Here is a 24,896-nt window from a genome sequence, read left to right as displayed (position 1 = left end):
AGCAAGATGTTAAACGCTATTCGTAAAAATGGAGTCGTACTCGCTCTTTTTGCTTGTGCTTCAACTGGGGTTGTCGCCCTCACCCACTATTTGACTAAAGATCAGATAAGCAAGCAAGAACAGGCTCAGCTACTGTCTGTGCTCAACCAAGTCATCCCTGAGGACATGCATGATAACAGCCTGTATCAATCCTGTACCTTAGTTAATCATCCAGACCTTGGCACAGACACGGATATGCCTGTTTATGTAGCAACTAAGGATGGGCAAACAACCGCGGTTGCCATTGAAGCTATTGCTCCCGACGGCTACAGCGGCGCGATCAAAATTATCGTTGGTATTGACCAAAACGGTACTATTTTAGGTACTCGGGTGTTAAACCATCAGGAAACGCCGGGGCTTGGAGACAAGATTGATTTACGCATTACAGACTGGATCCTAAGCTTTAGCGGTAAAAGTGTTACCGAAGACAATCAAGGCCAATGGAAAGTGCGCAAAGATGGCGGACAATTTGATCAATTCACAGGCGCAACTATAACGCCAAGAGCTGTAGTCAAAGCGGTGAAAAAAGCCGTTCAGTTTGTTAACGCCCATAGTGATGAGATTCAAAACCAGCCACGAAATTGTGGAGACTAGAATGAGCGATCATAAAACATTAATCAAAAATGGTATGTGGGATAACAACCCAGCATTGGTTCAGTTGCTTGGTCTATGTCCTCTACTTGCTGTATCCTCGACCGTGACTAATGCACTTGGCCTTGGGATTGCCACCTTGCTAGTGTTAGTCGGCTCAAATGTGATCGTCTCTTTGGTACGCTCTCACGTGCCAAACGAAGTCCGTATTCCTATCTTTGTTATGATTATTGCCGCGCTAGTGACTTGCGTGCAGTTACTGATGAATGCCTACGCTTATGGACTCTACCTCTCTCTTGGTATTTTCATTCCTTTGATTGTGACCAACTGCATTATTATTGGCCGAGCTGAAGCTTTCGCATCGAAAAATGATGTCCTTCCTGCGGCCCAAGATGGTTTTTGGATGGGGCTAGGCATGACTAGCGTGCTGGTTGTATTAGGCGCCATGCGCGAGATAATCGGCAACGGAACATTATTCGATGGCGCAGACTTGCTACTTGGCAGCTGGGCGACCGCACTAAAAATTGAGATATTTCATTTTGAAAGCAGTTTCTTACTTGCCCTACTGCCACCCGGCGCCTTTATTGGGGTGGGATTACTTATCGCGTTAAAAAACGTCATCGATGCACAACAAAAAGCTCGTCAGCCAAAAGTACAAAAGCCAACAATCGAACGAGCTCGCGTTACCAACCAGTAAGATCTGGTTGAGACACTGGAAAACAGCACAAAAATGAACAAAGAAAAACGAGTCCAAATACTGGAACGCTTGCGGGAAAACAACCCTAACCCGCAGACTGAATTAAATTGGAGCACACCATTTGAGCTTCTCATCGCGGTACTTCTCTCAGCCCAAGCGACGGATGTGAGTGTTAATAAGGCAACCGATAAACTGTACCCAGTCGCCAATACTCCGCAAGGTCTTTTTGACTTGGGCGTTGACGGCGTAAAGGAATACATCAAAACCATAGGTTTGTTTAATTCAAAAGCTGAAAACGTAATCAAAACATGTCGCATCCTGCTCGATAAGCACGATGGACAAGTCCCTGAAGACCGCGCGGCTCTTGAAGCTCTGCCCGGTGTCGGACGTAAGACCGCTAATGTTGTATTGAACACAGCCTTTGGTTGGCCAACCATCGCTGTCGATACTCATATTTTTCGCGTCTCAAACCGTACCAAGTTTGCCATGGGGAAAAACGTTGACCAAGTAGAAGAAAAGCTACTTAAAGTTGTACCTAAAGAATTCAAACTCGACGTACACCACTGGTTAATTCTTCATGGCAGATACACATGCGTGGCAAGAAAACCCCGCTGTGGGAGCTGCATTATAGAAGACTTATGTGAGTTTAAAGATAAGGTTTACCCTGAGAATTAGGAGAAAATAGCAATGTCAAATGGACGTATTTTACACACCATGCTGCGCGTTGGTGACTTAGATAAATCAATCGAGTTTTATACGAAAGTCATGGGAATGAAACTCCTACGCACCAACGAAAACAAGCAATACGAATACACGCTAGCATTCCTAGGTTTTGGTGATGAGTCAGAAGGTGCCGTGATTGAACTGACATACAACTGGGGAAAAACTGAGTATGACCTTGGTACAGCGTTTGGTCACATTGCTATTGGTGTTGATGATATCTATACCACTTGCGATGCTATCAAAGCTGCTGGAGGCAATGTCACTCGTGAACCAGGGCCAGTCAAAGGTGGCTCAACACATATTGCCTTTGTCAAAGATCCTGACGGATACATGTTGGAACTTATCCAAAACAAACAAGCCTCTGCTGGCTTGGCTGGATAACTAGCACTATTGAAAAAGGCAGCCATCGCTGCCTTTGCTTCCTCTAAAGATTCACGACTAGACCTGAGTCCTACCCAAAGATATCACCACTCTGCGGTTTTTATCTTTTCCTAGCGGTGAGTTATTATCGGCTACCGGCCGACGTCGACCGTACCCCTGCACTTGAATCCTATCCTCAGGCAGACCTAAAGACTGAAAATACGTTTGCAGTACCTCTGCTCGCTGCTCAGATAAATTTTGGCTCATACTCTTAGGATCTTCATTACCTGTATAGGTAGATACCAAGACCAAATCTATATCCTGATTGTGTTTTATGTATTCAGCTATCTGGGCCAAGCGTTTTTGTGAAGCTTTGCTGAGCTCTACACTTGAACGGTCATAATGCAAAATAGTAAAGGCTATATCTTCGAAGCTGTAAGGCAATAGGTTAGCAATGCAATCGCTAAACACGTTGTATGAGTTTTGAAATAACACCGAAGACAAGGCGACCTCAATACGCTGATCTCGGCTCTGCCATTCTTGATAGCTAAAGGTGGGATAACGCCCTTTTTCCAATTCCGTCAGCAAACTCCAAGCAGTTTGCCCACCAACATATCCATCAAACTGTTGGAAAAACTGAATATTAGTAATACGTTCACCCCTGTCACCCGGCCGCCAAGCTGGGGGTTGAGACACCAAATAAACGTCTCTTGTTTTGCCCATCGGGCGTTTCATTTTAAGCTCGAAATCGAGGTTAATTTTCTTACTCGCATGAGAAGAAAAAACTGCATCTCCGTAATTAGGTATTGGATGAACCATACGACACTCCAGAGGAGTATTGGTAATCATTTGCCACTTTGACTGCTCTGGCTTAGCACCATAATGCACATCCATTGCCATAATAGGAGTGGCAATAGAGCTAATAACCATGGTCGCTAAATGGGTGGCTAACCGTTTCTTCATCGTTTGGAGACTCTCTTACAAATGCGGCTTATTGTTGCCGTCAGTACTACTACAGCAGAAACAATGCAAAATCCTCGCCAGAACACACGCTGCCATATTTAATAGAATCGAACTTGCTCATAAGTGATTAGGAGGTTTTTCTTATCCCAAGAATCTGCAATAATGCAGGCTTTGTCACATAATATTAGGCCAACATGAGTGCAGAGAACGAAGCTTTAACGCTTAAAAAACGCTTTCGCGGATATTTCCCCGTGGTAATAGATGTCGAAACAGCAGGATTTAATGCCAAGACTGATGCTCTTTTGGAGATCTGCGCTGTCACTCTAGCCATGGATTCTAATGGCGATCTAAAACCGGCTTCAACCATGCATTTCCACGTTGAGCCATTTGAAGGGGCAAATATAGAAAAAGAAGCGCTCGACTTTAATGGCATTCACGACCCATATAGCCCTCTGCGAGGTGCGGTGACAGAGTCTGAAGCACTCAAAGAAATTTATAAGCTTGTACGCAAGGAACAAAAAGCGGCTGATTGCAGCCGTGCTATCATTGTCGCCCATAACGCCACTTTTGATCATAACTTTGTGATGGCGGCCAGTGAGCGTAGCAAGCTTAAACGCGTCCCTTTTCATCCCTTTGCCACTTTCGATACAGCAACGCTGAGCGGACTTGCCTATGGTCAGACCGTATTGGCGAGAGCATGTAAAGTCGCCGGGATGGATTTTGACAACCGAGAAGCCCACTCTGCACTATACGATACACAAAAAACAGCAGATCTATTTTGCGGCATCGTTAACAAATGGAAAGCGCTAGGCGGCTGGCCTATTGTTGACCTAGATGCCGAGAATAATAAATAAAAGTAAACACAACTGATGAGTAAACTATGAATCCTGTAGTAATTTCTGTATGTATCATGCTGCTGCTAGCACTGATGCGCGTGAATGTCGTGGTCGCCCTGACATTCAGTGCCATCATAGGTGGACTAGTCGCAGGCATGGGATTAAATGACACAGTCGCAGCCTTTGAAAGCGGGCTAGGTGGAGGGGCAACTATAGCTCTGAGCTACGCTATGTTAGGTACCTTTGCCGTAGCTATTTCCAAATCCGGTATCACCGATTTGTTAGCCAATAGCGTCATCAAACGTATCCATGGCAAAGAGAACGGCGCCGCATCCACAGGGCTAAAATATGCAGTCATCATTGCATTAGTGCTAGTCACCATGTCCTCACAAAATGTCATTCCCGTACATATTGCATTTATCCCAATCCTGATCCCACCATTACTTGGGGTATTTGCCAAGCTCAACCTTGACCGTCGAATGATCGCCTGTGTTCTAACATTTGGTTTGGTCACACCTTATATGGTACTTCCGGTAGGATTTGGTGGCATCTTTCTAAACAACATTTTGCTCAAAAGCCTTCATGATAACGGTCTAGAATCCGTGACTGCAAGTCAGGTTCCTGTCGCTATGTTGCTGCCTGCGGCTGGTATGATCTTTGGTCTTTTAGTTGCGATTTTCTTTAGTTACCGTCGCCCTCGCCAATACCAAGAAACTGAACTCACTCACGTAGAAGAAAATACCGCGTCAATCAACAAGAAAAATATTATGATTGCAGCAGCGGGTATTTTAGCAGCCCTATCAGTTCAGCTAACTACTGGGTCAATGATCATTGGCGCTTTAGCTGGGTTTATGGTCTTTACCTTTGGTGGTGTCATCGCTTGGAAAGAAACCCATGATGTGTTCACCAAAGGGGTACATATGATGGCTATGATAGGCTTTATCATGATTGCAGCAGCAGGTTTTGCTGCGGTAATGAAGCAAACAGGTGGCGTTGAGTCTCTAGTCGAAGCGCTTTCAACAAGCATAGGTAATAACAAGCCTCTGGCTGCACTTCTGATGCTGATTGTTGGCTTACTTGTGACAATGGGTATAGGTTCATCTTTTTCAACGATTCCTATCATTGCAACCATTTATGTTCCTCTAGCCGCGGCGTTTGGGTTTTCACCAATGGCAACTATAGCACTAGTGGGTACTGCAGCCGCATTAGGAGATGCAGGTTCACCCGCCTCTGATTCGACTTTGGGCCCAACTTCAGGTCTCAACGCTGATGGTCAACATGAACACATATGGGAAACTGTGGTACCAACCTTTATCCACTACAACATCCCTTTAATTCTATTTGGCTGGGTAGCCGCCATGGTTCTGTAATCCAGTTATCTCGCATTAAAAAAGCTGACTATAAATAGTCAGCTTTTTTCTTTTCAAGTATCCAAACTCGCTAGTCAGTGTGCTTATCAGCAACTGCTGATAATACAGGCACCATATCTTTTAATAACTTCTCTTCGACTGGTTTTCCGGACGAGTCAGTCACATTAATTGAAGTACGGTTACCTAAGTCACCAAATAGGAAAGTATATTTACCCGATGGCAAATTGAACGGCTTGACGCCAACCTTAGTCCAGAATTCATCGTTAGGCTCTGCGTATTTTGCCTTAACGGTTCCTTGAGACTGGTTACGATCTTCAATGGTAAAGCCCATTTCTGGCAACAGTTTAGGTAAACGAGACCAAAGTGTATTATATGGAGAACGTGCAATAATCACAGGGAAGCCACTGCGATCCGTACCCATAGTAATTGGGATATTCTTAACCAGTTGTTCTGCTCGACGAGCAGCTTCTTGACGAGCTTCTAGATCATAACGAGCCGTCACTAAGTTAGTCATTAGTACGTTGTAGCGTTCTTTGTTTGTCGAAGAGACGGACTTGGTTTTCCCAGCTTCACGCCAGTCAATTAAGGAAATTTTAAAACCGTAACGACTGTTTGCTTCCATTTTGGTGATTTCGTAACGGGAACCGATCTCCCCATCTTCGTCTTCTGAAACCCAAGTTACCCAGTCAGTTTCGATACGATCATCAGTTTCCTCACGAATAGAAACCTTGCGTTCTGCAAGCATGGTTTGTACGGTTTGCCAAACCTTATCTAGTTCATCTTTCTTCAGCAGCCATAGTACTACCTCTCCACCATGACGTTCAGCACGAGCACCTGGGATAAGCTCAAGCACTTGCTGAGGAGGACGAATATCGACATCTTTCCCAACTCCTCCAGAAAAGTTTCCAGATGGGATTTGGTAGTTGGGATAAACTTGAGTTTCAGCTCCTGCAACATCTTTCCACTCTGTTAGTGGCTTAGCATCGAGATACTCAAAGTCATCTTTGGCTTGGCGACGCTGAGTAGGCCCACCAGAGCATGCGCTCAAAACAAAAACAGCTAGCGAACTCACGACTAGCTGATGAGACAATTTCATTGAAACTCCTGATAAGTAAATGCCGAAGTTATCTTCGGCAATTTATATTAAATTTAGTCGATACGGGCGTCTGCCATTGCTTGTATCACAATTGGACGAGCAGACTCCGATAACTCGGTTAACGGTAATCGCAAGTCACCGCACTCTATCAAACCCATTTTATGCGCTGCCCATTTGACAGGGATCGGGCTCGACTCAATAAACAAATTTTTATGCAGTGTCATTAGGCGCTGATTGATCGCTTCAGCTTCATCGAAATTGCCTGCAAGGGCAAGTTTCATCATGGTTGCCATATCAGCTGCAGCAATATTATTAGTTACAGAGATAACACCCTGCCCACCTTGTTTAACAAACTCTAGGCCTGTCGAATCATCACCACTTAGTAAGATAAAATCTTTGCCACAAAGTTCACGATGAATTTCAATTCGACTTAAATCACCCGTTGCATCTTTAAGTGCGACAATATTGTCAATCTCTGAAAGACGGGCAACCGTTTCAGGCAGCAAGTCAACCGCAGTTCGGCCAGGTACGTTATAGAGAATTTGCGGAACATCACTTTCTTCAGCGATGGCCTTATAGTGCTGATACAAACCTTCTTGAGTTGGCTTGTTATAATATGGTGTGACGCTTAGGCAGCCTGAAATACCAGAATTGTTGAGTAGTCTGCTGAAAGTAACTGACTCATGCGTCGCATTCGCACCTGTTCCGGCAATAACTGGAATGCGCCCATCAGCGAACTCTACTGTCTTAGTCACAACTTTGACATGCTCTTCAACGGTTAACGTTGCCGACTCTCCCGTTGTACCGACAGCAACTATGCCAGTTGAGCCTGCTTGAACGTGAAAATCGACCAATTTCTTCAGGCTAACGTAGTCAACTTCGCCATCATGGGTAAAGGGGGTAATTAGCGCTACAATGCTTCCCGAAAACATGTCTTTCTCCCTAATATAGATACTGATTGCATGTTACTGTAAGGCGATTAACAAACACAAGCGATTAAAGCCGCTTAAATCACCTATTTGAATGAATATTTACCAGATGTTAGAACTTTGCCAAATTAAGCCAGCAATAGGTGTCATGACAAGGTCATAAATCGTACTTTTTACCTAGGTCTATTGACCCCAGACTAACTATGCTAAGCTGTTTGGTTAACACCCATAACTATGATTCGATAGTGATACTATGACTCAACATTTGGTGATAACAACGGTAGGAGCAGACCGACCAGGAGTCTGTAACCATATTGTACAACTGGTGACAAAATCTGGCTGTAACATTCTTGATAGCCGAATTGCTCTTTTTGGCAATGAGTTCACCCTAATCATGTTACTTTCAGGTACAAATGCCAATATTACTCGTGTCGAAACAAGACTGCCGTTGCTAGCTCAAGAACTTGATCTAATTACCATGATGAAACGTACGTCTGAGCATGAGCAAACTGATGATTCCTATCACGTTGAGGTATTCATAGAGTCAGAAGATCAAGCAGGTATCACCGAGAAGTTTACTCAATTTTTTGCAGATAAGAGTATAGGTCTTTCGTCGCTGAGTGCACAAACAATCCACAAAGACAAAACTCTATCTAAAAAAAAGCAATTTCATATTGCTATTACCGCTAAGGTTGATGCCCACTTTAATCTGATGCAACTTAACGAAGAATTTGACGCTTTATGTACCAACCTTAAAGTACAAGGCTCACTCCATTTTATCAAAAACAGTCAATAAAAAGGACAACCAATGAACACGCTAACCGCGGGCGCTAAGGCCCCAGCTTTTTCGCTTCAAGATCAGAATGATAATACGGTTTCACTCGGTGATTTCACGGGTAAAAAAGTACTGTTTTATTTCTACCCCAAAGCCATGACGCCGGGATGTACAGTTCAAGCGCAAGGCCTGCGCGATGTAAAAGCAGAATTAGACAAACACAATATCGTTGTATTGGGTGTGAGTATCGATCCCGTTAAACGTCTGGGTAAATTTATTGAACGTGATAATCTCAACTTCACTTTGCTTTCTGATGAAGATCACGCTGTCGCTGAACAGTTCGGTGTGTGGGGTGAGAAGAAATTCATGGGTAAAACATTTGATGGTCTGCACCGCATCAGCTTTCTCATTAACGAAGAAGGTGTGATTGAGCATGTATTTAACAAGTTTAAAACCAAAGATCACCATGAGGTAGTGTTGGATTACCTAAACAGCAAATAATACCCACCTTGCTAAAACAGCCAGTCACTATCACTGGCTGTTTTGTATCATAAATAAAGGCCTAAAAGTCCAGTAATCACTGACTAAATTCTGGAATAATATGTTGGCCATATTGGGCAATGATGTTCTCTTCGTCACCGTTATCTAAGTAGATATTAAACTGAGTGACACCGACTTCTTCAAGCTGCTTGATTTTAGCGATATGGTCATCTGGACTGCCCAGAACAGAGAAGCTTTCGATGATATCATCAGAGATAAACTCTAGATAAGGGTTATCGCTTTGGCCGTGCTTAGAGTAATCATAACCTTTGCGCTTTTCGATATAATCTGTCAGGCTCTTGGGAACTAAGCCTGAGTCACTGCCATATTTTTCAACAATATCAGCGACATGATTGCCTACCATGGCAGGGAACCAGCGGGTTTTATCCAAACACTCTTGCTTGTCACCAAAGTAAGCTGGAGCCGCTGCCTGCACTTTAAAATTACTCATGTCCTTGCCAGCATTTTTTCCTGCTTCTAATGTTTGGTCAGTAAACCATTTCACCAAACTTGGCTCAGCAAGCTGAAGAATCAAACCATCGCCATGTTCGCCCGCTGTCGCAAGTGCTTTGGGTCCGTATGCCGCTATCCACACAGGAAGATCATAACCCACGGCCCATGGGAATTTCACCTCTGACGCGCAGTCATCGTAATTCACTGGCTCTTCACCTTTCACCATGGCTTTGACTTTATGAGTAAACTCAGCCAAACGAGCCAGAGGGGCCGGTTTTTTGCCCATAACGCGCATCGATGAGTCGCCCCGTCCAACACCGAGATCAAAACGCCCTTCACTTTGCAATGCCAAGCTTCCGTATAAACTTGCTGCAAGTGACCAGTCTCGGATATTAGGGTTCGTCACGCATGGACCAAAGCGCATGGTTTTAGTGTGCTCCATACACATCGCCATCGCCACAAAAGACTCACGCCATAATATGTGTGAATCATAGAACCAGCAGTAGCTAAAACCCGCTTCTTCCGCTTGACGTACTAAGTTTCTTGCACGATTTGGGCTTACAAAGCCTTTGAAGGTAATTCCAAATTCCATCTCTTATTTCCTTTCGCAATAAGGTTAGTGAACAGGCGGCGCAATGGTGACGCCAGCATGGGTAAAAGGCACGTCTTTTGAGATATTTAGCCTGATTAAGATCGGAGTCAGTGCCTCGATACAGCGAGCACTTTCCGCAAGGCCTGCGTTGTAGGCTTTAACCCCTAACTTTTCGATAAGCGCCATAACTGATTTTTTGGCTTCAAGCTGATTGCCACAGACGAGAACGTCACAGTTTATAGGCTTATCGGTATTATTTAGCGTCACCGCGGATACATTGTGCAAAGCACCGACTACTGAAATCTCATCGCCCAATAGTGCCTGAGCCGCTTCTGTTGCTGAGCCTTCTGGTGGCATTACCACAGCTTTTGGATTTTTAGGCGCAAGTGGCACAACAATATCGACTAATATTTTGCCGCTCAGTAACGGTTTGATATCAGCCAGGGTCGCATCATGTGCTGAATAAGGCACAGACAAAATAACCATCTCGTTAGCCATTTTTGTCGCTTCTAAATTTTCCATTCCCTCTATATTTGCACTTCCTTGCGGTAATGTTGCGTTCAATTCAGCAGCAACCTCAGCGGCGCGAACGCTGTCACGCGAACCAATAACAACAGACACTCCGGCCATAGCAAAGCGCTTAGCCAATCCCTTTCCTTGCGGGCCTGTGCCGCCCAAAATTGCTATCTTGTTATTTTCATTCATCGGAATAAATCCTCCTTGATCGGTCTTAGGATTTGCTTGGCTGAGCTGTTGCATGCTTGCCAGTTCAATCCACGAAAAATAATCACTGGGCATTTATCACTTTTGCCCATTAAAAGCCCAGATGCGCCTGCTAGTTCATCAGCAAAAGCGGGGGCAGTCACTTTAAGCTCACGTCCCCATGCATCATCATCACCATACATTTCTTGGATGGCAGGCACACGCGCTAATCCAATCGCTACATTGGTTTGACCAAGTCGCCAAGGTCTGCCAAAGGTATCGCTCACAACCACACCTAATTGACAATCAAAATGCGCTTCCAAACGCTCGCACAATTGCATGGCACTGCGATCAGGATTTTCTGGTAGCGTGATCAACTGACCTTCGAAATCCGCATTTGACTCATCAACGGCTGCATTGGCACAAATAAAGCCCAGTTTGTGCTCGGCGATTAAAAGGCCCTCATTTTGCTCTGCACGTTTAATACTGCGCACAATACGAGTTGATTGGTCGAGTATGACTTGAACTTTACGCGGGTCTTTGTTGACTTGCCGAGCAAGTTCAATCGCTTGAGCGCTCGCAGATACCGTCTCAATATCCACCACAGCACCTTCTGTTTTCGACACCACTTTATGCGCCACGACTAAGATATCGCCATGTTGCAGTGATTGGCCTTCTGCAGTTAATGCCTGAATCACATGCTGAGCTAAATCCATATCAGGCTTAAAATCTGGTAGACCCGACACACGAAACATCTGCATAGAATTGACCTCTGGCACAACCCTAGGTTTTGTCATTGCGCAGTTATTCATAGCAATATTCCTTATTTGGATAATCGGGAAAGGCTTTGATCAAATCCTTTGGTAAATCGATATCTTGGCTCAAATCCCGAAGGTCTAATACCTCAACCTTGAGCCCATTGATGTGCGCTTGTTGAACATGAGCAAGCGCAGACTGACTACCATATTGAAACTCAATTGCATTGGGTGGTGTGGTGATAAGCGCATTGGTCCCTAAGTCCTTAGCTCTTGCTATCACTACCTGATTGCCCGCTTGCACAGCTTGAAACAAAGCATCTATCTCACAGCAATTAAGCTTGGCGATATCAGCAGGCACAACCATTTGAAATTGATACCCCAATTTAAGGCTCCAATGAGTTGCTAATTCAATAGCTGCATTTAAGCCTTTTGCTTGTCTTTCGATTAGGGGAGAGGCACCAAAACTTGATGCAATATCGGCAATCTTAAGGGAGTTTGTCACCACAAGGCAGTTGACCTGTGGGTAGCGCTGGGCAAAAAACCGCAGTGTTTGACGATAAAGGCTTAGAGCAAGAGCCTCGCGCTGGGAGATATTAAGTACGCCCATAAGTCGCTGCTTAGCTCGGCTCGGCGCCTTCATTGGAATCACAATATTGAGCTTATCTAACATCAACTTGCCCTTTCCAACTGCCACTTCAGTACTTCATCAACAATACTGGTCATAACATCAACCTTCTCGGCTTCATCACGCATCCAGATGTTCTGGATGATGACCTGAATCCCCATTGCTTCAATTTCCGGCGCGTGATGTGCGTCGGTTGAGTCAATAACTAATACATCGACCAGCTCACGATAATAAGTCGCTACTCCGACAACATTTGGGCGGTAACCGAGTGATTGCATTAGCTCGACTGCTGGTCCTTTAATCGCTTGGTTGCCAATGAGCGGAGAGATGGCAACAATAGGCTTTGAAAGTGCTTGTAATTGACGACCAATATCGCCAACCGACAAGATAGCCCCAATACTAAGAAGCGGATTACTCGGGGCAATCAATACCAAATCGGCACCGCGTAGCGCCTCAAGAGATTCGGGTGTTGCTGACGCCTTCTCGCAATCGAAATAACAAATCTCTTCCACGGCAGCTTGGCATCGAAGACGAACAAAATAGTCTTGAAAGCTCAGCCATTGCCCATTTGATTTCAGCTTGGTTTGTACTACATCATCAGTAGGCAGTAATATCGGCACATTTACGCCATTTGCAGCGGCAATTTGCTCGGTGATTTTTTGTGCGCGAATACCTTGGTGGCGCTGCTCTGTACGAAAGATATGTGTCGCAAAATCCATGTCTCCTAATTGCATCCATGTATCGACACCGAGTTGTTTGAGACCATTTAAAACATTTTGCTGATCGCCCGCGAGTCCCCAACCTTGATTGCGTTCTATCCGCTCGGCCAAAGTGTAGATAAGGGTGTCGATATCCGGTGAGACCCACAAACCATGAAAAGCTTGGTCATCGCCGATATTACCAATAATCTTTAGGCCATCGGCATAAGTACTTTTAGCCAAACCTTCCGCCGCTTTCGCCCCGCCAACACCGCCCGCAAGTAGCGTGATATTAAGACTTGTCATAATACGGCCTCAAAACGGGCAATCTCTTGAGAGGGCAAAACCAACTGACTTTTTTTCTTGCACTGCGCTTGCAACGGGTATTCCTCTAACACCTGATAGGAGGTAGAGCGCTGAAAAGCATCTAACCCCGCTTGATGGATAAAGCTCACCATATCTTGTGGTTGAATTTCTTGGCCATGTTCACCGCCTGCTGCTCGAGATATGCTCTCATTCATCAGGGTACCGCCAAGATCATTGGCTCCAGAGCGCAACATTTGTATTGCGACATCAGAACCCATCTTGACCCAAGAAGCCTGAATATTATTGATATGACCTTGCAGCATAAGTCGCGCTACAGCATGCATTTTAAAGTGCTCACTGCGTGTCGGGCCGGGCCTTACTTTTCCTGGGTTCTCGTTGTAGAGCTTGGTTTTATAGTGCACAAATCCAAGGGGGACAAACTCGGTAAAACCACCCGTTTCTTTTTGGGTATTACGCAGTAATTCAAGGTGATTTGCCCAATGGTAAGGCTGGTCGATATGACCATACATTATGGTTGATGTGGTCTTAATACCTACTTCATGCGCCGCTTTAATAATGGCGACCCAGTCTTGAGTACTGAGCTTGTCTTTAGTTAATTGCTGGCGAATCTCGACATCCAAAATCTCAGCCGCTGTACCTGGCATGGTATCCAGACCGCATAATTTGAGATCGTGCAAAAACTCTTTGTAGCCCATTTTGGCACGACGCGCGCCATACCAAATCTCAAACGGGGAAAAGGCATGGATATGCATCTTGGGTAGGCGTGATTTGATAGCCAAAACAATATTGCGATAAAAATCAGCACCTATCTGTGGATGCAACCCGCCTTGAATACACACCTCAGTCGCACCGCGATCCCAAGCCTGCTGCGCGCGCTCTGCTATCTCATCTAAAGAAAGAAGCTCCGCTTCTTTGTGTTTTATTGGCTTGGCAAAGTTGCAAAACTTGCATCCCATGTAACACACATTGGTAAAATTGATGTTTCGGGTGATGATAAAACTGCCTCTATCACCACACAAATTTTGACGAACCTGATCGGCCACATCAAGCAATGCCTGTTGATCACGCCCCTCTGCATTGAAGAGGCTTATTGCTTGTTTTGGTGATATTTCCTTGCCATCCAATGCTCGTCTAAGAGTATCTCTAATCTCGGGATTCAGCTGGCTAAATGGTATATGAGTAGCTGTAGGCTGGTCGCTCCGTGACAACATCATCTTCTCCTTGACTATACAACTTAATGGGTATGGCTTTGTATCATGGCAAAGCCATCAACTGACGCCTGTGAACGGATTCTTGAGTGGACCAAACTATCAGTCATTGTTTCGATAGGTGGCTGATGTTCTGGGTAAACGGTTAAACGCTCTATTAATTCATAACCTGCCGATTGGCAGTGCTGTGCCAAACGCTCTATCTGCGGCCAAGCGCGCTCGGGATTGATAAAGTCTTTGGTCAGTGGCGAAATTCCGCCCCAGTCATTAATACCTGCGCGCAAATAGTCTTGGTAGTCCTGCTCTAGGTTAGGCGGTGCCTGCAAACTGATTGAGGGAGATAGGATCAAACGAGCCGCAGCCAAAGTGCGCAGCATATCAACTTTCGAAGGTTCTGGCGCATCCGCCATTGCCGTTCCGGCTTTGGCACGAAAATTCTGAATAATAACCTCTTGGATATGACCATACTTGGCATGCAAACGCTCAATCTCACACAAGCTTTCGATTCTGTCTTGCCATGATTCACCAATCCCAATCAGCAACCCCGTGGTAAAAGGAATAGCAAGTTCGCCAGCCGCCTCTAAGGTATCAATACGACGTTGAGGCGTTTTATCTGGACAGCCATAGTGCGCCCCGCCTTTTTTAGTTAAGGCTGGGCTTAAACTCTCTAACATCATTCCCATGGAGCCAGCGACAGGTTTGAGTGTTTCTAACTCCTGATAAGAAAGTGCCCCAGCATTGATGTGAGGGACAAGCAAACTTTTCTGCAACACAAGTTCAGACATTGCTTTAAGATAACCAACTGTCGTCTTATGCCCTTGCTCAGCAAGAAGATGTCTAGCCAATTTATGCCGCTTTTCAGGCTGCTCACCTAAACTAAATAACGCTTCCTTGCATCCCATTCTCTGGCCTTGAAGCGCCGTAGTGAGAACCTGCTCGGGCGTCATCAACTCAGCTTGACCAGATTCGGGTGTTTTAACAAAAGTGCAATAGCGGCAAGTATCACGGCACATATTGGTTAATGGAATAAATACCTTACGCGAGTAGGACACCTTTTTCCCCCAGTGTCTGTCACGCAGATCGCTCGCTTGTTGACAGAGGCTACCTAGCTGCTCACTTGTGGCATTACCTAACTGCAGCGCTTTATCCTTGCTCAGCATATTTTTCTCCATAGATGAGTCCTCTCACCTAGCCCTAGAATGATGCTTGGATAAGACCCTAAAAAACTGCACATTTCTTATTCGCAGGTAGAACTAACACTCTTTTTACCAAATGGCAAAAAAAATAGATGGAAGAATTCTTGTTATGTAAGCGCAGTCTAAATAAAGGTACTGTTGACAAAAGTCTTTTATTTACAACAGCTTAGTGATATTTAAATTTATACTATTTTGTTAAAAAGGTTAATAAGGCATGGTTTTCTTGGATAAGCGACTGCTCAGAAAGGGGCATTAGCCCCTTAATACTAAAGGGCTTTATTTATGCGCTAAAACACCATGTAAAACCATATGGGTGAGAAATTTAGCTGCCCGATCAAAATCAGGCTGTTCGAGTTTTTTCTTATCAAGCACTAACTCTATTTGGGTAGCAAAATCAGCATAAGTTTGCGTCATCGCCCATATTGAAATGAACAGGTGCTCGGGTTCAATATTCTTCATCTGACCATGATCCATCCAGCTTTGTACCAAATGGATATTACTATCAAAAAGTGGCTTTAGATGGGTTCTCAGGTAATCACGCAGCATAGGAGCGCCAGCTATGATTTCCTGAGCAAAGACTTTGGAGGCATCTGGGTTGTCGTGTGAAAGTTGTAACTTACCTCGAATGTATGCCTCTATCAGCTGCTCTGGTGTGGCATTTTTCTGCTCGGCAAATACCATCCTTTCTAACCAAAGATCGACAATATTCTGTAAGACTTTTCTATACAAAACCTCTTTGGATGAAAAATAATACAGCAAATTCTGCTTAGAAATACCGCTTTGCTGAGCAATTCGTTCCATGGTTGCACCCTTGTAACCAAACTCAGCAAACACGCTTTCTGCTGCTTTTTGTATCTTGGCTTCCAGTGCCAAACGGGTAGACGAAGATTTGGAGTCTTGTCTTTTTGGTGCCAACAACGGAGAAGAGATAATAGCCATAATCACTCACCTTAGGTGTATTGTTGCTGCTCCTCATCAACCAAGGTTTTTGAGCGCATTAGCGAATCGAGAAACTCTTGTACTATTCGAGTCGGTTTGGGTGATTTTCGATGAATCGCAGTAAATTGGCAATAATACGAGAAATTTGGATTATTTACTCTAATGATTTTATCTTGCACTACCATAATGGCGGCAAAATGTTCGGGTAAAAATCCAATATATTGTCCAGATCGAATCAGTGTCGCGATCCCTTCTTGATTGGTTGCCGTTGCACTCTTATCTAAGTTAAGAGCTCGCCCAATCTCCATATTTGGGCTACTAAAACTTAATCCTGCATATTTCTGCGCCATAACTTCGTCATCACTGACTAATCGTTGAACATCAAACAATGGATGGCCTTTTCCGCAGTACATATACATCTGCTCACCAAATAAAGGCAAGTACTCAAGACTGGCCGAGCGGCGATGAGGTGGGATAATTCCAATATGATATTTGCCTTCCAACACCCCTTTCTCAATTTCATTAACAGGCAAGACATGGATATCGATTGCGACATCTGGCGCTCTCGAAGCATAGTCTGCAATCGCTTTGTCCACCTGACACATGGAATTGGTCACCGTAGTATCAAACATGGCAATAATAAGGTGCCCTTTTAAGCTGTGATGTAAACCGTTTACCTCATGGCGAAACTCATCCATAGAAAGCACCAAACGCTGCGCTGATTCATAAATGTGAAGCCCTTCACTGGTGAGAGAGAACCCCGAACGTCCTCGCAGACAAAGTACTAACCCCAAACGTTGTTCTAAGTCTTTAAGATGGCGGCTAATAGTAGAGCGTCCAATGTTAAGCTCCATCTCTGCCGCGCTTAAGCCACCGCTGTCAACCACTGCCATAAACACTCGCAGCAAGCGAATATCCATATCGGATAACTGTCCCAATAACGCCTTCATTGTTTCATAAACCCGCATCTTTAGTTCGATTATTTGTGATTTATCAAACCAAATCTCGTGCATAAAGTAAAAGCCAAGTCCATGTTTTTTACAAAGAAAATGGAAAATTAATAAGGGAGAGTCACAGTATATGGACACTCAACAGAGTGAATACGGAATGCAGGCCTATTGGATGCCGTACACCGCAAATAGAAAATTCAAAGCCGATCCCCGTATCATCACTGGCGCTCAGGGCGCTTACTACATAGACGATAAAGGGCGAAAGATATTTGATGGTCTTTCCGGTTTATGGACATGTGGCGCTGGTCACAATCGAACAGAAATCGCCAATGCAGTAGAGAAGCAACTCCTCGAACTCGACTATGCACCCGCTTTCCAATATGGCCACCCCAAAGCCTTTGAACTAGCCGAACGTTTAGCAGCTTTAGCACCAGAAGATATCAATAAAGTCTTTTTTGTTAACTCAGGCTCTGAGGCCTCGGATACCGCAACCAAAATTGCTCGCGCTTACTGGCGCCAGAGAGGAAAGCCCACTAAAACTCGCATTATCGGCCGTATCAAGGGCTACCATGGTGCGAGTTGGGGAGGCATAAGCTGGGGTGGCATCAACGGCAATCGCAAGATGTGGGGTCAAGCAATGGAAGCAGACCACCTCGCTCACACGCTACAGCCTAACATGGCGTTTACCAGAGGTATGGCGCCCACAGGTTCAGAGATGGCTGACGAGTTACTTGAACTTATCACATTGCATGATGCCTCCAACATTGCTGCGGTCATTATCGAACCTTTTTCTGGCTCGGCTGGCGTTATCGTGCCCCCCGAAGGATACTTACAGCGCTTGCGAGCTATTTGTGATCAACATGACATTCTGCTTATCTTCGATGAGGTGATCACAGGCTTTGGCCGAACTGGCGACTACTTCGGCGCGCAAACTTTTGGCGTCACTCCTGACATGATTTGTATTGCTAAACAAATCACCAATGGCGCCATTCCTCTCGGAGCCGTGTTGGCTAAACAAGGCATTTATGACACTTTCATGCATGCTGGAGGAGCTGAGCATAATATCGAATTACCTCACGGTTACACATACTCTGGGCATCCTGTCGCCTGCGCTTGTGCACTGGCTACCTTAGATATATTGGAAAAAGAACAGCTTATACCGCAAGTTGCTGAGCTTTCTCCTGTGTTTGAAAAGTCTATCCACAGTCTTAAAGGCACCAAACACATCTTAGACATTCGTAATTTTGGATTTGCAGCAGGCCTTACCATAGCACCACGTGATGGAGACCCAACCATTCGCCCCGTCGAAATCGCCACCACTTTATGGCAGCAGGGTTTCTATGTGCGCTATGGAGGAGACACCATTCAACTCGGCCTGCCCTTTATCACTCAAGAACATGAAATAGACCGCCTAATCAATGCAATGGGCGATGCCATAGAGCAAACAGCTTAAACCCAATAAGGAAGTAAACATGTTAGAAAATATTGGTCATCTGATTAACGGCGAGATCCACTCAGAAGAAACACAAGCGCAAGCTGTATATAACCCAGCAACAGGCGAGCCATGTGCGCAAGTATGTATAGCATCAGAACAAACCGTCGCTATGGCAATTAGCGCGGCTAAGCAAGCTTATCCTGCTTGGCGAAATACTCCACCAGCGGTTCGAGCGCAAGTTATGTATCGCTTTAAACAACTACTAGAAGAAAATCAAGATACCATTTGTGAATTAGTCTCACGAGAACATGGCAAGGTACTTAGCGACGCAAAAGGCGAGTTGGCTCGTGGTATAGAAAATGTCGAGTTTGCTTGTGGGATCCCAGAGCTACTCAAAGGGGAGCATAGCCGCAATGTTGGACGCGATATTGATGCCTGGAGCGAGCTACAACCTTTAGGTGTTGTGGCCGGTATTACCCCCTTTAACTTTCCAGCCATGGTCCCACTTTGGATGTGGCCAAGTGCAGTAATGTGCGGCAATACTTTTGTGCTCAAGCCATCTGAGCGCGACCCTTCCTGTGTGCTATACATTGCTCAGCTCGCTGAACAAGCAGGTCTACCCAAAGGGGTACTTAACGTGGTTAACGGCGGTGCTGATGCGGTCAATCAACTGATTGATGATGACACAATTCAAGCTATTAGCTTTGTCGGCTCAACCCCAATTGCAGAAACCATTTATCAACGCGCATCAGAGAAAGGGAAACGCTGCCAAGCTCTGGGCGGGGCAAAAAACCATGCGGTCATTATGCCAGATGCTGATCTTGACAATGTAACCAGCGCTTTAATGGGAGCGGCCTACGGCTCTTGCGGTCAGCGCTGTATGGCTATCTCAGTAGCAGTTGCTGTTGGTGATATGGTTGCCGATGCTCTCGTAGACAAACTCAAGAATCAAGTAGAAGCGCTTAAAGTTGGTCCTGGCAGTGATGACAGCAACGAGATGGGACCACTTATCACTTCAGCGCAAAAGGACAAGGTCACCAACTATGTGACTCAAGCCGTTGAGCAGGGAGCCGAGCTTATTGTTGACGGCAGAAACCTTGTTGTTCCAGGCTATGAGTCAGGTTTCTTCTTTGGCGGTACACTGTTTGACAAAGTAACCCCCGACATGGACATCTATCAACAAGAGGTATTTGGTCCTGTGCTTGTGGTGGTAAGAGTCAGCTCTTTAGAAGAAGCAGTCTCACTTATTAACCAACACGATTATGGCAACGGCACTTGCATATTTACCCGAGATGGGGAAGCAAGCCGTTATTTCTCAGATCAAGTTATGGTTGGTATGGTCGGGATCAATGTCCCTCTGCCAGTCCCCGTTTCTTACCATAGTTTTGGCGGCTGGAAGCGCTCCTTGTTTGGTGACTTGCATGCTTATGGTCCTGATTCGGTTCGCTTTTACACTAGACGTAAAGCCATCAGTCAAAGGTGGCCATCAGGCGAAGCAAAAGATGGAACCTTGTTTTCCTTCCCAAGTTTGTAACCTGTAACAATACCAAATTATCAAGCCTAACATTGGCCTGCGGCTGAACAATCCGCAGGCCAATGTCAGATTTAAAGTATCCATTTATTGTCTATTTGAACACTCAAGCTCTGTTATTCCAATGAATGACGGCCAAGAGTTAACGGCCTGAGCATGGCCTAAAAACAAGTAAAAAGGAGTTTGTATGCAAGACTTACGCGTCAACGGCGATCGACTATGGCAAAGCCTTATGGAGATGGCTCAATTTGGATTAACGGAGAAAGGGGGATGTGCTCGCTTAGCCGCAACCGAATTAGATGGGAAAGCCAGAGATTTGTTTGTCGACTGGTGTAAAGCCTGCGGCTGCACTGTCAGTGTCGACAAAATGGGTAATATTTTCGCCCGCCGTGAAGGCAAAAACAATTCACTGCCAGCCGTTGCAACGGGCAGTCACTTAGATACTCAACCAACTGGCGGTAAATTTGACGGCGTGTTTGGCGTGTTGGCAGGAGTTGAAGTACTGCGCACCTTGCATGACAACAATATTGTGACCGAAACACCAATGGAGTTTACGGTGTGGACCAACGAAGAAGGCTCTCGATTTCAGCCAGCCATGCAAGGCTCTGGGGTTTATGTTGGTCGGTTCAATTTAGAAACAGAGTTAAACAAAACAGATGTCGATGGCATTCGATTAAAAGACGAACTAGAGAAAATCGGCTATTTAGGTAAGGATGAGCCCGGAAGCCGCAATATTGGCGCCTTTTTTGAAACCCATATAGAGCAAGGTCCAATCTTGGAAGATCAAGGAAAAACCATAGGTATTGTACGACTGGGGCAAGGTATTCGCTGGTATAACGTGACAATTAAAGGTCGTGAGTCTCATTCAGGCACCACACCTATGTATTTGCGTAACGACGCCATGGTAGCAAGTGCCAAAATTATTACAGAGGTAGAGCAAATAGCTCACCGCTACGAAAATGGACTTGGTACAGTCGGCTTTATGCAAGTTTTCCCAAATTCTCGCAATGTGATCCCAGGTGAAATTACCTTTAGTGTCGACTTACGCAACCCCAACGCCGATACACTGGCTGAGATGGACAGCGTGTTTACCAAGTACTGCGAATCGGTAGCAAAAGAGCGCGAGATACAAATCGATATTGATCCCTTCTGGTATTTTGCCCCTGTTGAATTTAATGCCTCTGACGATGTTAAATCTGCTGCAGAAAAGCTTGGCTATTCGAATATGGATATCTACGCAGGCGCAGGACACGATGCTTGCTATATGGCTGACCTAGTTCCTACTGGCATGATCTTTACCCCTTGTGAAAATGGCATTAGTCACAACGAAATTGAAAATACGTCTCCTCAGGAGTGTGAGGCAGGAGCTAACGTTCTTCTCCATACCATGCTCGAAGCGAGCGAACGGATTGCAAAAGAATCTGTTGGCTCAGTTGAATACGACACCGCAGAGTAAGCCTCTGCTCGAAATCAATTCTCAACTGGATGAGAAGTTAATGAAGCAATCAAGCATGAAAAAAATTGGCGACTTCTACGAGCTAGAGGTCGCCAAAGATTTAATCGATAGTAAATACTTTAATCAAGACCTCGCCCCCACCAAAGTCTCGGAGCGTACTTGGAGTAAAGTAAACATTGCCGCATTGTGGGTTGGTATGGCCATCTGTGTGCCAACTTATACACTGGGAAGCATACTCACGGCCTACTTTGGCCTGTCAGTACTTGAGGCCTTGTTTACCATTTTACTTGCTAATATCATTGTATTAATTCCCCTCACTCTCAATGCCTTTGCTGGTACCAAATACGGCATACCTTTTCCTATTCTTCTGCGTTCGTCATTTGGTACTCTCGGCTCTAATGTTCCATGTCTAATCCGAGGCTTAGTCGCTTGTGGCTGGTTTGGTATCCAAACCATGTTCGGTGGATTAGCCATTCACCTACTTTTGTCAGAGCTTTCGACAAGCTGGGCCAACCTTGCAGGTGTCGGAGAAGTACTTGGGTTCTTTATCTTTTGGGTGCTCAATATCGGTATAGTGCTCAAAGGTTCTGAGTCTATAAAATGGCTCGAAACCCTCTCAGCACCTCTGCTACTGGCTGTAGGATTTGGTCTGATATTTTGGGCAAGTGATAAAGTCTCTTATACAGAAATCATTATGGCCCCAGCCAATCGCCCTGAAGAGGCGGGACTAGCCAGTTACTTCTTTGCAGGACTCACAGCTATGGTCGGCTTTTGGGCAACACTATCGCTCAATATTCCAGACTTTAGTCGCTACGCAAAATCGCAAAAGGATCAAATTGTCGGGCAAATCATTGGCCTGCCTCTGACCATGTTCTTTTTTGCTGCATTAGGTGTTGTGCTTACCTCTGCCTCATACACACTGTTCGGCGAAACCATATCTGATCCCATCACTCTGATCAGTAAAATTGAAAGCCCATTTTGGGTGGTTATTTCCATGGTTTTGATTATCATTGCGACGCTATCGACCAATACGGCAGCCAATGTGGTATCGCCGACCAATGACTTTCAAAATATCGCTCCCAAACAAATCAACCATACTCGCGGAGTCATGCTCACAGGACTGGTTGGTTTGGGACTGATGAGTTGGGAGCTTCTAAAAAAACTCAACTGGATAGAATCTGATGTCAGCGTCGAAGCTATGTATTCTAATTGGCTACTTGGATATTCTAGCCTTCTAGGGCCAATAGCAGGGATCATGATTGTCGACTATTTTCTGATCAAGAAACAACACTTAGATATTCCCGCACTCTACTCTGACCAAGAACGAAGCCCATCGATTAACTATGCAGGCTTCATTGCCTTCTTCATCCCAGTAACCCTAACCATTATTGCTCTCACTTTTGATGTCTTAATTTGGTTTTACAACTACGGATGGTTTACTGGCGCCTTTTCTGGGGCAATGTTGTACTACCTAATCGCCTCGGCCAGTACACATACAGCAATCAATGCTCAACCGGAAAAAGCCTGAACAAGAACGGCCACTAGTGCCTAGCGCTAGTGGTCATATTAAACAAGGAGTTATGATGAATCTTTTAATCAGAGGGGGCAATATCGTCACCCATGAACAAACCTACTCAGCCGATATACTGTGCGTAGATGGTAAAATAAGTCAGATCGGTCAAAATCTTGATATTCCTAAAGACACTGAAACAGTTGATGCCCATGGCAAACTGGTCATGCCTGGCGGAATCGACCCACACACTCACATGCAATTGCCTTTTATGGGCACTGTGGCTTCCGACGACTTTTCCTCTGGAACAGCAGCAGCCCTTGCTGGTGGTACAACAACCATTATTGACTTTGTTATTCCCTCTCCTAAACAGTCATTAATCGAAGCCTATCACCAATGGCAAGATTGGGCGTCGCTATCTCAATGTAACTACAGCTTTCACGTTGCGATTACATGGTGGGATGAGTCGGTAAAAAATGAAATGAAAACCTTGGTTGCAGACCATGGTGTGAACAGCTTTAAGCACTTTATGGCCTACAAAAATGCCATCATGGCTACCGACGATATTTTGGTATCAAGCTTTAGTACCTGCCTTGAATTAGGAGCAATACCGACTGTACACGCAGAAAATGGTGAGCTGGTTCATCATCTGCAACAAAAGCTGTTAGAAAAAGGGATCACGGGGCCAGAAGGACACCCTCTATCTCGCCCACCAGCAGTTGAAGGTGAAGCCGCTAACCGTGCCATCAATATCGCAGGTACTTTAGGAGCACCTATTTACCTAGTGCATGTTTCAACGGAAGAAGCCGTCGATGCGATAAAATACGCCAAAGACAATGGACAAATCGTATTTGGTGAGTGCCTTGCTGGCCACTTAGTCATTGATGATAGCGTTTATCAGAATTCCGATTGGAACTATTCTGCCGCGCACGTAATGAGCCCCCCTTTCCGACCTAAAAAGCATCAAGATGCTTTGTGGAAAGGATTACAAAGTGATGCTATTCAGACCACAGCCACTGATCATTGCGCTTTCTGCACCTCGCAAAAAGCCATGGGCAAAGACAATTTCACCATGATCCCAAATGGCACATCAGGAGTGGAAGAGCGCATGATGGTGATGTGGGATAAAGGCGTTAATCAAGGCAAAATCACACCTAATGAGTTCGTTGCAATGACATCGACTAATGCTGCAAAAATCTTCAATTTATACCCTCGTAAAGGTGTGATCGCTGTTGGTTCAGATGCCGATATCGTTATATGGGATACCAAGCAAGAGAAAACCTTCACGGTTAGCGAACAGATGTCTAAGATCGACTTCAATATCTTTGAAGGTATGCAGGTTCAAGGTAAACCCGTCACAACCATCTGCAATGGTAAGGTTGCTTGGGATAAAGGAGAGCTGAAATCAGCACCAGGCGATGGTCAATACATTACCCGACCTCCGTATGCAAGCTTCTATCAAAGTCAACTCAAGCGCAATCAGCTTGAAGAACCAGAAGCCGTGAGTCGCTAAACGCGACTGTCAACAAAGTGAGTGACGGAAGGTAGTGAAAACAAAAACGCCAGCGATGACGCTGGCGCTTTAATTGATAGGCCA

Annotated in this window: 25 protein-coding genes; 13 read left to right on the top strand and 12 right to left on the bottom strand. The window is 45.1% G+C overall.

Annotation, left to right across the window (positions count from 1 at the left end; genetic code table 11):
- Positions 1–6: 6 nt before the first annotated feature.
- The 4 genes from rsxG to gloA are packed head-to-tail and all read left to right on the top strand — an operon-like array spanning position 7 to position 2,431.
- Complete coding sequence (gene rsxG, locus MHN79_RS16695) at positions 7–633, top strand: electron transport complex subunit RsxG (RefSeq protein ID WP_239173818.1); 627 nt, start codon at positions 7–9, stop codon at positions 631–633.
- Position 634: 1 nt separating this feature from the next.
- Positions 635–1,327 carry an electron transport complex subunit E gene (locus MHN79_RS16690; protein WP_152429874.1) on the top strand — a complete coding sequence of 231 codons (693 nt, stop codon included), beginning with the start codon at positions 635–637 and terminating at the stop codon, positions 1,325–1,327.
- Between the two features lie 33 nt (positions 1,328–1,360).
- Positions 1,361–2,002: an endonuclease III gene (nth, locus tag MHN79_RS16685; RefSeq protein ID WP_160926345.1), complete on the top strand. Its 642-nt coding sequence runs from the start codon at positions 1,361–1,363 to the stop codon at positions 2,000–2,002.
- 12 nt (positions 2,003–2,014) lie between these two features.
- Positions 2,015–2,431 carry a lactoylglutathione lyase gene (gloA, locus tag MHN79_RS16680; protein ID WP_114786836.1) on the top strand — a complete coding sequence of 139 codons (417 nt, stop codon included), beginning with the start codon at positions 2,015–2,017 and terminating at the stop codon, positions 2,429–2,431.
- A gap of 57 nt (positions 2,432–2,488) precedes the next feature.
- On the opposite strand, the gene MHN79_RS16675 is transcribed toward gloA, so the two are convergent.
- Entirely contained in the window at positions 2,489–3,373 is an 885-nt protein-coding gene (locus tag MHN79_RS16675) for an OmpA family protein (protein WP_160926341.1), read from the bottom strand.
- Between the two features lie 194 nt (positions 3,374–3,567).
- On the opposite strand from MHN79_RS16675, the gene rnt reads away from it, so the two are divergent.
- Both rnt and MHN79_RS16665 read left to right on the top strand, forming a co-directional pair.
- Positions 3,568–4,227, top strand: coding sequence for a ribonuclease T (gene rnt, locus MHN79_RS16670; protein WP_239173817.1), 660 nt, complete (start codon positions 3,568–3,570; stop codon positions 4,225–4,227).
- A 26-nt stretch (positions 4,228–4,253) separates the two neighbouring features.
- A complete protein-coding gene (locus tag MHN79_RS16665; protein WP_239173816.1) occupies positions 4,254–5,579 on the top strand; it encodes a Na+/H+ antiporter family protein in 1,326 nt (441 codons plus the stop codon).
- Between the two features lie 70 nt (positions 5,580–5,649).
- On the opposite strand, the gene bamC is transcribed toward MHN79_RS16665, so the two are convergent.
- Both bamC and dapA read right to left on the bottom strand, forming a co-directional pair.
- Positions 5,650–6,675, bottom strand: coding sequence for an outer membrane protein assembly factor BamC (bamC, locus tag MHN79_RS16660; RefSeq protein WP_239173815.1), 1,026 nt, complete (start codon positions 6,673–6,675; stop codon positions 5,650–5,652).
- A 53-nt stretch (positions 6,676–6,728) separates the two neighbouring features.
- Positions 6,729–7,607 (bottom strand): 4-hydroxy-tetrahydrodipicolinate synthase, encoded by an 879-nt coding sequence (gene dapA / locus MHN79_RS16655; RefSeq protein WP_239173814.1) that lies wholly within the window; start codon positions 7,605–7,607, stop codon positions 6,729–6,731.
- 250 nt (positions 7,608–7,857) lie between these two features.
- On the opposite strand from dapA, the gene MHN79_RS16650 reads away from it, so the two are divergent.
- On the top strand, positions 7,858–8,400 hold the full coding sequence (locus tag MHN79_RS16650; protein WP_239173813.1) for a glycine cleavage system protein R: 543 nt from the start codon (positions 7,858–7,860) through the stop codon (positions 8,398–8,400).
- 12 nt (positions 8,401–8,412) lie between these two features.
- On the top strand, positions 8,413–8,880 hold the full coding sequence (bcp, locus tag MHN79_RS16645) for a thioredoxin-dependent thiol peroxidase (protein WP_152429866.1): 468 nt from the start codon (positions 8,413–8,415) through the stop codon (positions 8,878–8,880).
- Positions 8,881–8,956: 76 nt separating this feature from the next.
- On the opposite strand, the gene MHN79_RS16640 is transcribed toward bcp, so the two are convergent.
- The 9 genes from MHN79_RS16640 to MHN79_RS16600 all read right to left on the bottom strand — a co-directional run bounded on the left by MHN79_RS16640 (position 8,957) and on the right by MHN79_RS16600 (position 17,367).
- The gene (locus tag MHN79_RS16640) at positions 8,957–9,964 is read right to left on the bottom strand and encodes a TIGR03842 family LLM class F420-dependent oxidoreductase (RefSeq protein ID WP_114786828.1); all 1,008 of its coding nucleotides are present in this window, start codon (positions 9,962–9,964) and stop codon (positions 8,957–8,959) included.
- A gap of 24 nt (positions 9,965–9,988) precedes the next feature.
- Positions 9,989–10,669 carry an NADPH-dependent F420 reductase gene (npdG, locus tag MHN79_RS16635; protein WP_239173812.1) on the bottom strand — a complete coding sequence of 227 codons (681 nt, stop codon included), beginning with the start codon at positions 10,667–10,669 and terminating at the stop codon, positions 9,989–9,991.
- Positions 10,666–11,478 carry a coenzyme F420-0:L-glutamate ligase gene (gene cofE, locus MHN79_RS16630; protein ID WP_239173811.1) on the bottom strand — a complete coding sequence of 271 codons (813 nt, stop codon included), beginning with the start codon at positions 11,476–11,478 and terminating at the stop codon, positions 10,666–10,668. The genes npdG and cofE overlap by 4 nt, the downstream gene beginning before the upstream one ends.
- A complete protein-coding gene (gene cofC, locus MHN79_RS16625) occupies positions 11,471–12,094 on the bottom strand; it encodes a 2-phospho-L-lactate guanylyltransferase (protein WP_239173810.1) in 624 nt (207 codons plus the stop codon). Before cofC ends, cofE begins: the two co-directional genes overlap by 8 nt.
- Positions 12,094–13,053: a 2-phospho-L-lactate transferase gene (gene cofD, locus MHN79_RS16620; RefSeq protein WP_239173809.1), complete on the bottom strand. Its 960-nt coding sequence runs from the start codon at positions 13,051–13,053 to the stop codon at positions 12,094–12,096. Before cofD ends, cofC begins: the two co-directional genes overlap by 1 nt.
- Entirely contained in the window at positions 13,050–14,288 is a 1,239-nt protein-coding gene (gene cofH, locus MHN79_RS16615) for a 5-amino-6-(D-ribitylamino)uracil--L-tyrosine 4-hydroxyphenyl transferase CofH (protein ID WP_239173808.1), read from the bottom strand. The genes cofD and cofH overlap by 4 nt, the downstream gene beginning before the upstream one ends.
- Positions 14,289–14,308: 20 nt before the next feature.
- Positions 14,309–15,454: a 7,8-didemethyl-8-hydroxy-5-deazariboflavin synthase CofG gene (cofG, locus tag MHN79_RS16610; RefSeq protein ID WP_239173807.1), complete on the bottom strand. Its 1,146-nt coding sequence runs from the start codon at positions 15,452–15,454 to the stop codon at positions 14,309–14,311.
- Positions 15,455–15,754: 300 nt separating this feature from the next.
- Positions 15,755–16,417, bottom strand: a complete 663-nt coding sequence (locus MHN79_RS16605; protein WP_239173806.1) for a TetR family transcriptional regulator C-terminal domain-containing protein — start codon at positions 16,415–16,417, stop codon at positions 15,755–15,757.
- Between the two features lie 11 nt (positions 16,418–16,428).
- Positions 16,429–17,367: a LysR family transcriptional regulator gene (locus tag MHN79_RS16600; RefSeq protein ID WP_152431648.1), complete on the bottom strand. Its 939-nt coding sequence runs from the start codon at positions 17,365–17,367 to the stop codon at positions 16,429–16,431.
- A gap of 130 nt (positions 17,368–17,497) precedes the next feature.
- Between MHN79_RS16600 and MHN79_RS16595 the strand changes: the two genes are divergently transcribed.
- From MHN79_RS16595 to hydA, 5 genes are all read left to right on the top strand, one after another.
- Entirely contained in the window at positions 17,498–18,820 is a 1,323-nt protein-coding gene (locus MHN79_RS16595; protein WP_239173805.1) for an aspartate aminotransferase family protein, read from the top strand.
- A gap of 19 nt (positions 18,821–18,839) precedes the next feature.
- Entirely contained in the window at positions 18,840–20,336 is a 1,497-nt protein-coding gene (locus MHN79_RS16590) for a CoA-acylating methylmalonate-semialdehyde dehydrogenase (protein WP_239173804.1), read from the top strand.
- 184 nt (positions 20,337–20,520) lie between these two features.
- Positions 20,521–21,789, top strand: coding sequence for a Zn-dependent hydrolase (locus MHN79_RS16585; RefSeq protein ID WP_239173803.1), 1,269 nt, complete (start codon positions 20,521–20,523; stop codon positions 21,787–21,789).
- Entirely contained in the window at positions 21,743–23,317 is a 1,575-nt protein-coding gene (locus MHN79_RS16580; protein ID WP_239173802.1) for an NCS1 family nucleobase:cation symporter-1, read from the top strand. The genes MHN79_RS16585 and MHN79_RS16580 overlap by 47 nt, the downstream gene beginning before the upstream one ends.
- 52 nt (positions 23,318–23,369) lie before the next feature.
- On the top strand, positions 23,370–24,812 hold the full coding sequence (gene hydA, locus MHN79_RS16575; protein ID WP_239173801.1) for a dihydropyrimidinase: 1,443 nt from the start codon (positions 23,370–23,372) through the stop codon (positions 24,810–24,812).
- Positions 24,813–24,896: the final 84 nt, after the last annotated feature.

This window comes from Vibrio sp. Of14-4 (assembly GCF_022347625.1).
Lineage (GTDB): Bacteria > Pseudomonadota > Gammaproteobacteria > Enterobacterales > Vibrionaceae > Vibrio > Vibrio pristinus.
The sequence above is the reverse complement of the archived record's forward strand: the minus strand, read 5'-3'. Positions and strand labels throughout refer to the sequence as shown.

Coding starts and splice junctions, on each gene's coding strand:
- cofE (WP_239173811.1), bottom strand. CDS start 11,478: ATGAATAACTGCGCAATGACAAAACCTAGGGTTGTGCCAGAGGTCAAT.
- MHN79_RS16585 (WP_239173803.1), top strand. CDS start 20,521: ATGCAAGACTTACGCGTCAACGGCGATCGACTATGGCAAAGCCTTATG.
- bamC (WP_239173815.1), bottom strand. CDS start 6,675: ATGAAATTGTCTCATCAGCTAGTCGTGAGTTCGCTAGCTGTTTTTGTT.
- MHN79_RS16595 (WP_239173805.1), top strand. CDS start 17,498: ATGGACACTCAACAGAGTGAATACGGAATGCAGGCCTATTGGATGCCG.
- MHN79_RS16600 (WP_152431648.1), bottom strand. CDS start 17,367: ATGAAGGCGTTATTGGGACAGTTATCCGATATGGATATTCGCTTGCTG.
- MHN79_RS16605 (WP_239173806.1), bottom strand. CDS start 16,417: ATGGCTATTATCTCTTCTCCGTTGTTGGCACCAAAAAGACAAGACTCC.
- MHN79_RS16590 (WP_239173804.1), top strand. CDS start 18,840: ATGTTAGAAAATATTGGTCATCTGATTAACGGCGAGATCCACTCAGAA.
- cofC (WP_239173810.1), bottom strand. CDS start 12,094: ATGTTAGATAAGCTCAATATTGTGATTCCAATGAAGGCGCCGAGCCGA.
- dapA (WP_239173814.1), bottom strand. CDS start 7,607: ATGTTTTCGGGAAGCATTGTAGCGCTAATTACCCCCTTTACCCATGAT.
- nth (WP_160926345.1), top strand. CDS start 1,361: ATGAACAAAGAAAAACGAGTCCAAATACTGGAACGCTTGCGGGAAAAC.
- cofG (WP_239173807.1), bottom strand. CDS start 15,454: ATGGAGAAAAATATGCTGAGCAAGGATAAAGCGCTGCAGTTAGGTAAT.
- cofD (WP_239173809.1), bottom strand. CDS start 13,053: ATGACAAGTCTTAATATCACGCTACTTGCGGGCGGTGTTGGCGGGGCG.
- npdG (WP_239173812.1), bottom strand. CDS start 10,669: ATGAATGAAAATAACAAGATAGCAATTTTGGGCGGCACAGGCCCGCAA.
- bcp (WP_152429866.1), top strand. CDS start 8,413: ATGAACACGCTAACCGCGGGCGCTAAGGCCCCAGCTTTTTCGCTTCAA.
- rnt (WP_239173817.1), top strand. CDS start 3,568: ATGAGTGCAGAGAACGAAGCTTTAACGCTTAAAAAACGCTTTCGCGGA.
- hydA (WP_239173801.1), top strand. CDS start 23,370: ATGATGAATCTTTTAATCAGAGGGGGCAATATCGTCACCCATGAACAA.
- MHN79_RS16640 (WP_114786828.1), bottom strand. CDS start 9,964: ATGGAATTTGGAATTACCTTCAAAGGCTTTGTAAGCCCAAATCGTGCA.
- MHN79_RS16690 (WP_152429874.1), top strand. CDS start 635: ATGAGCGATCATAAAACATTAATCAAAAATGGTATGTGGGATAACAAC.
- MHN79_RS16650 (WP_239173813.1), top strand. CDS start 7,858: ATGACTCAACATTTGGTGATAACAACGGTAGGAGCAGACCGACCAGGA.
- MHN79_RS16665 (WP_239173816.1), top strand. CDS start 4,254: ATGAATCCTGTAGTAATTTCTGTATGTATCATGCTGCTGCTAGCACTG.
- MHN79_RS16675 (WP_160926341.1), bottom strand. CDS start 3,373: ATGAAGAAACGGTTAGCCACCCATTTAGCGACCATGGTTATTAGCTCT.
- gloA (WP_114786836.1), top strand. CDS start 2,015: ATGTCAAATGGACGTATTTTACACACCATGCTGCGCGTTGGTGACTTA.
- rsxG (WP_239173818.1), top strand. CDS start 7: ATGTTAAACGCTATTCGTAAAAATGGAGTCGTACTCGCTCTTTTTGCT.
- cofH (WP_239173808.1), bottom strand. CDS start 14,288: ATGATGTTGTCACGGAGCGACCAGCCTACAGCTACTCATATACCATTT.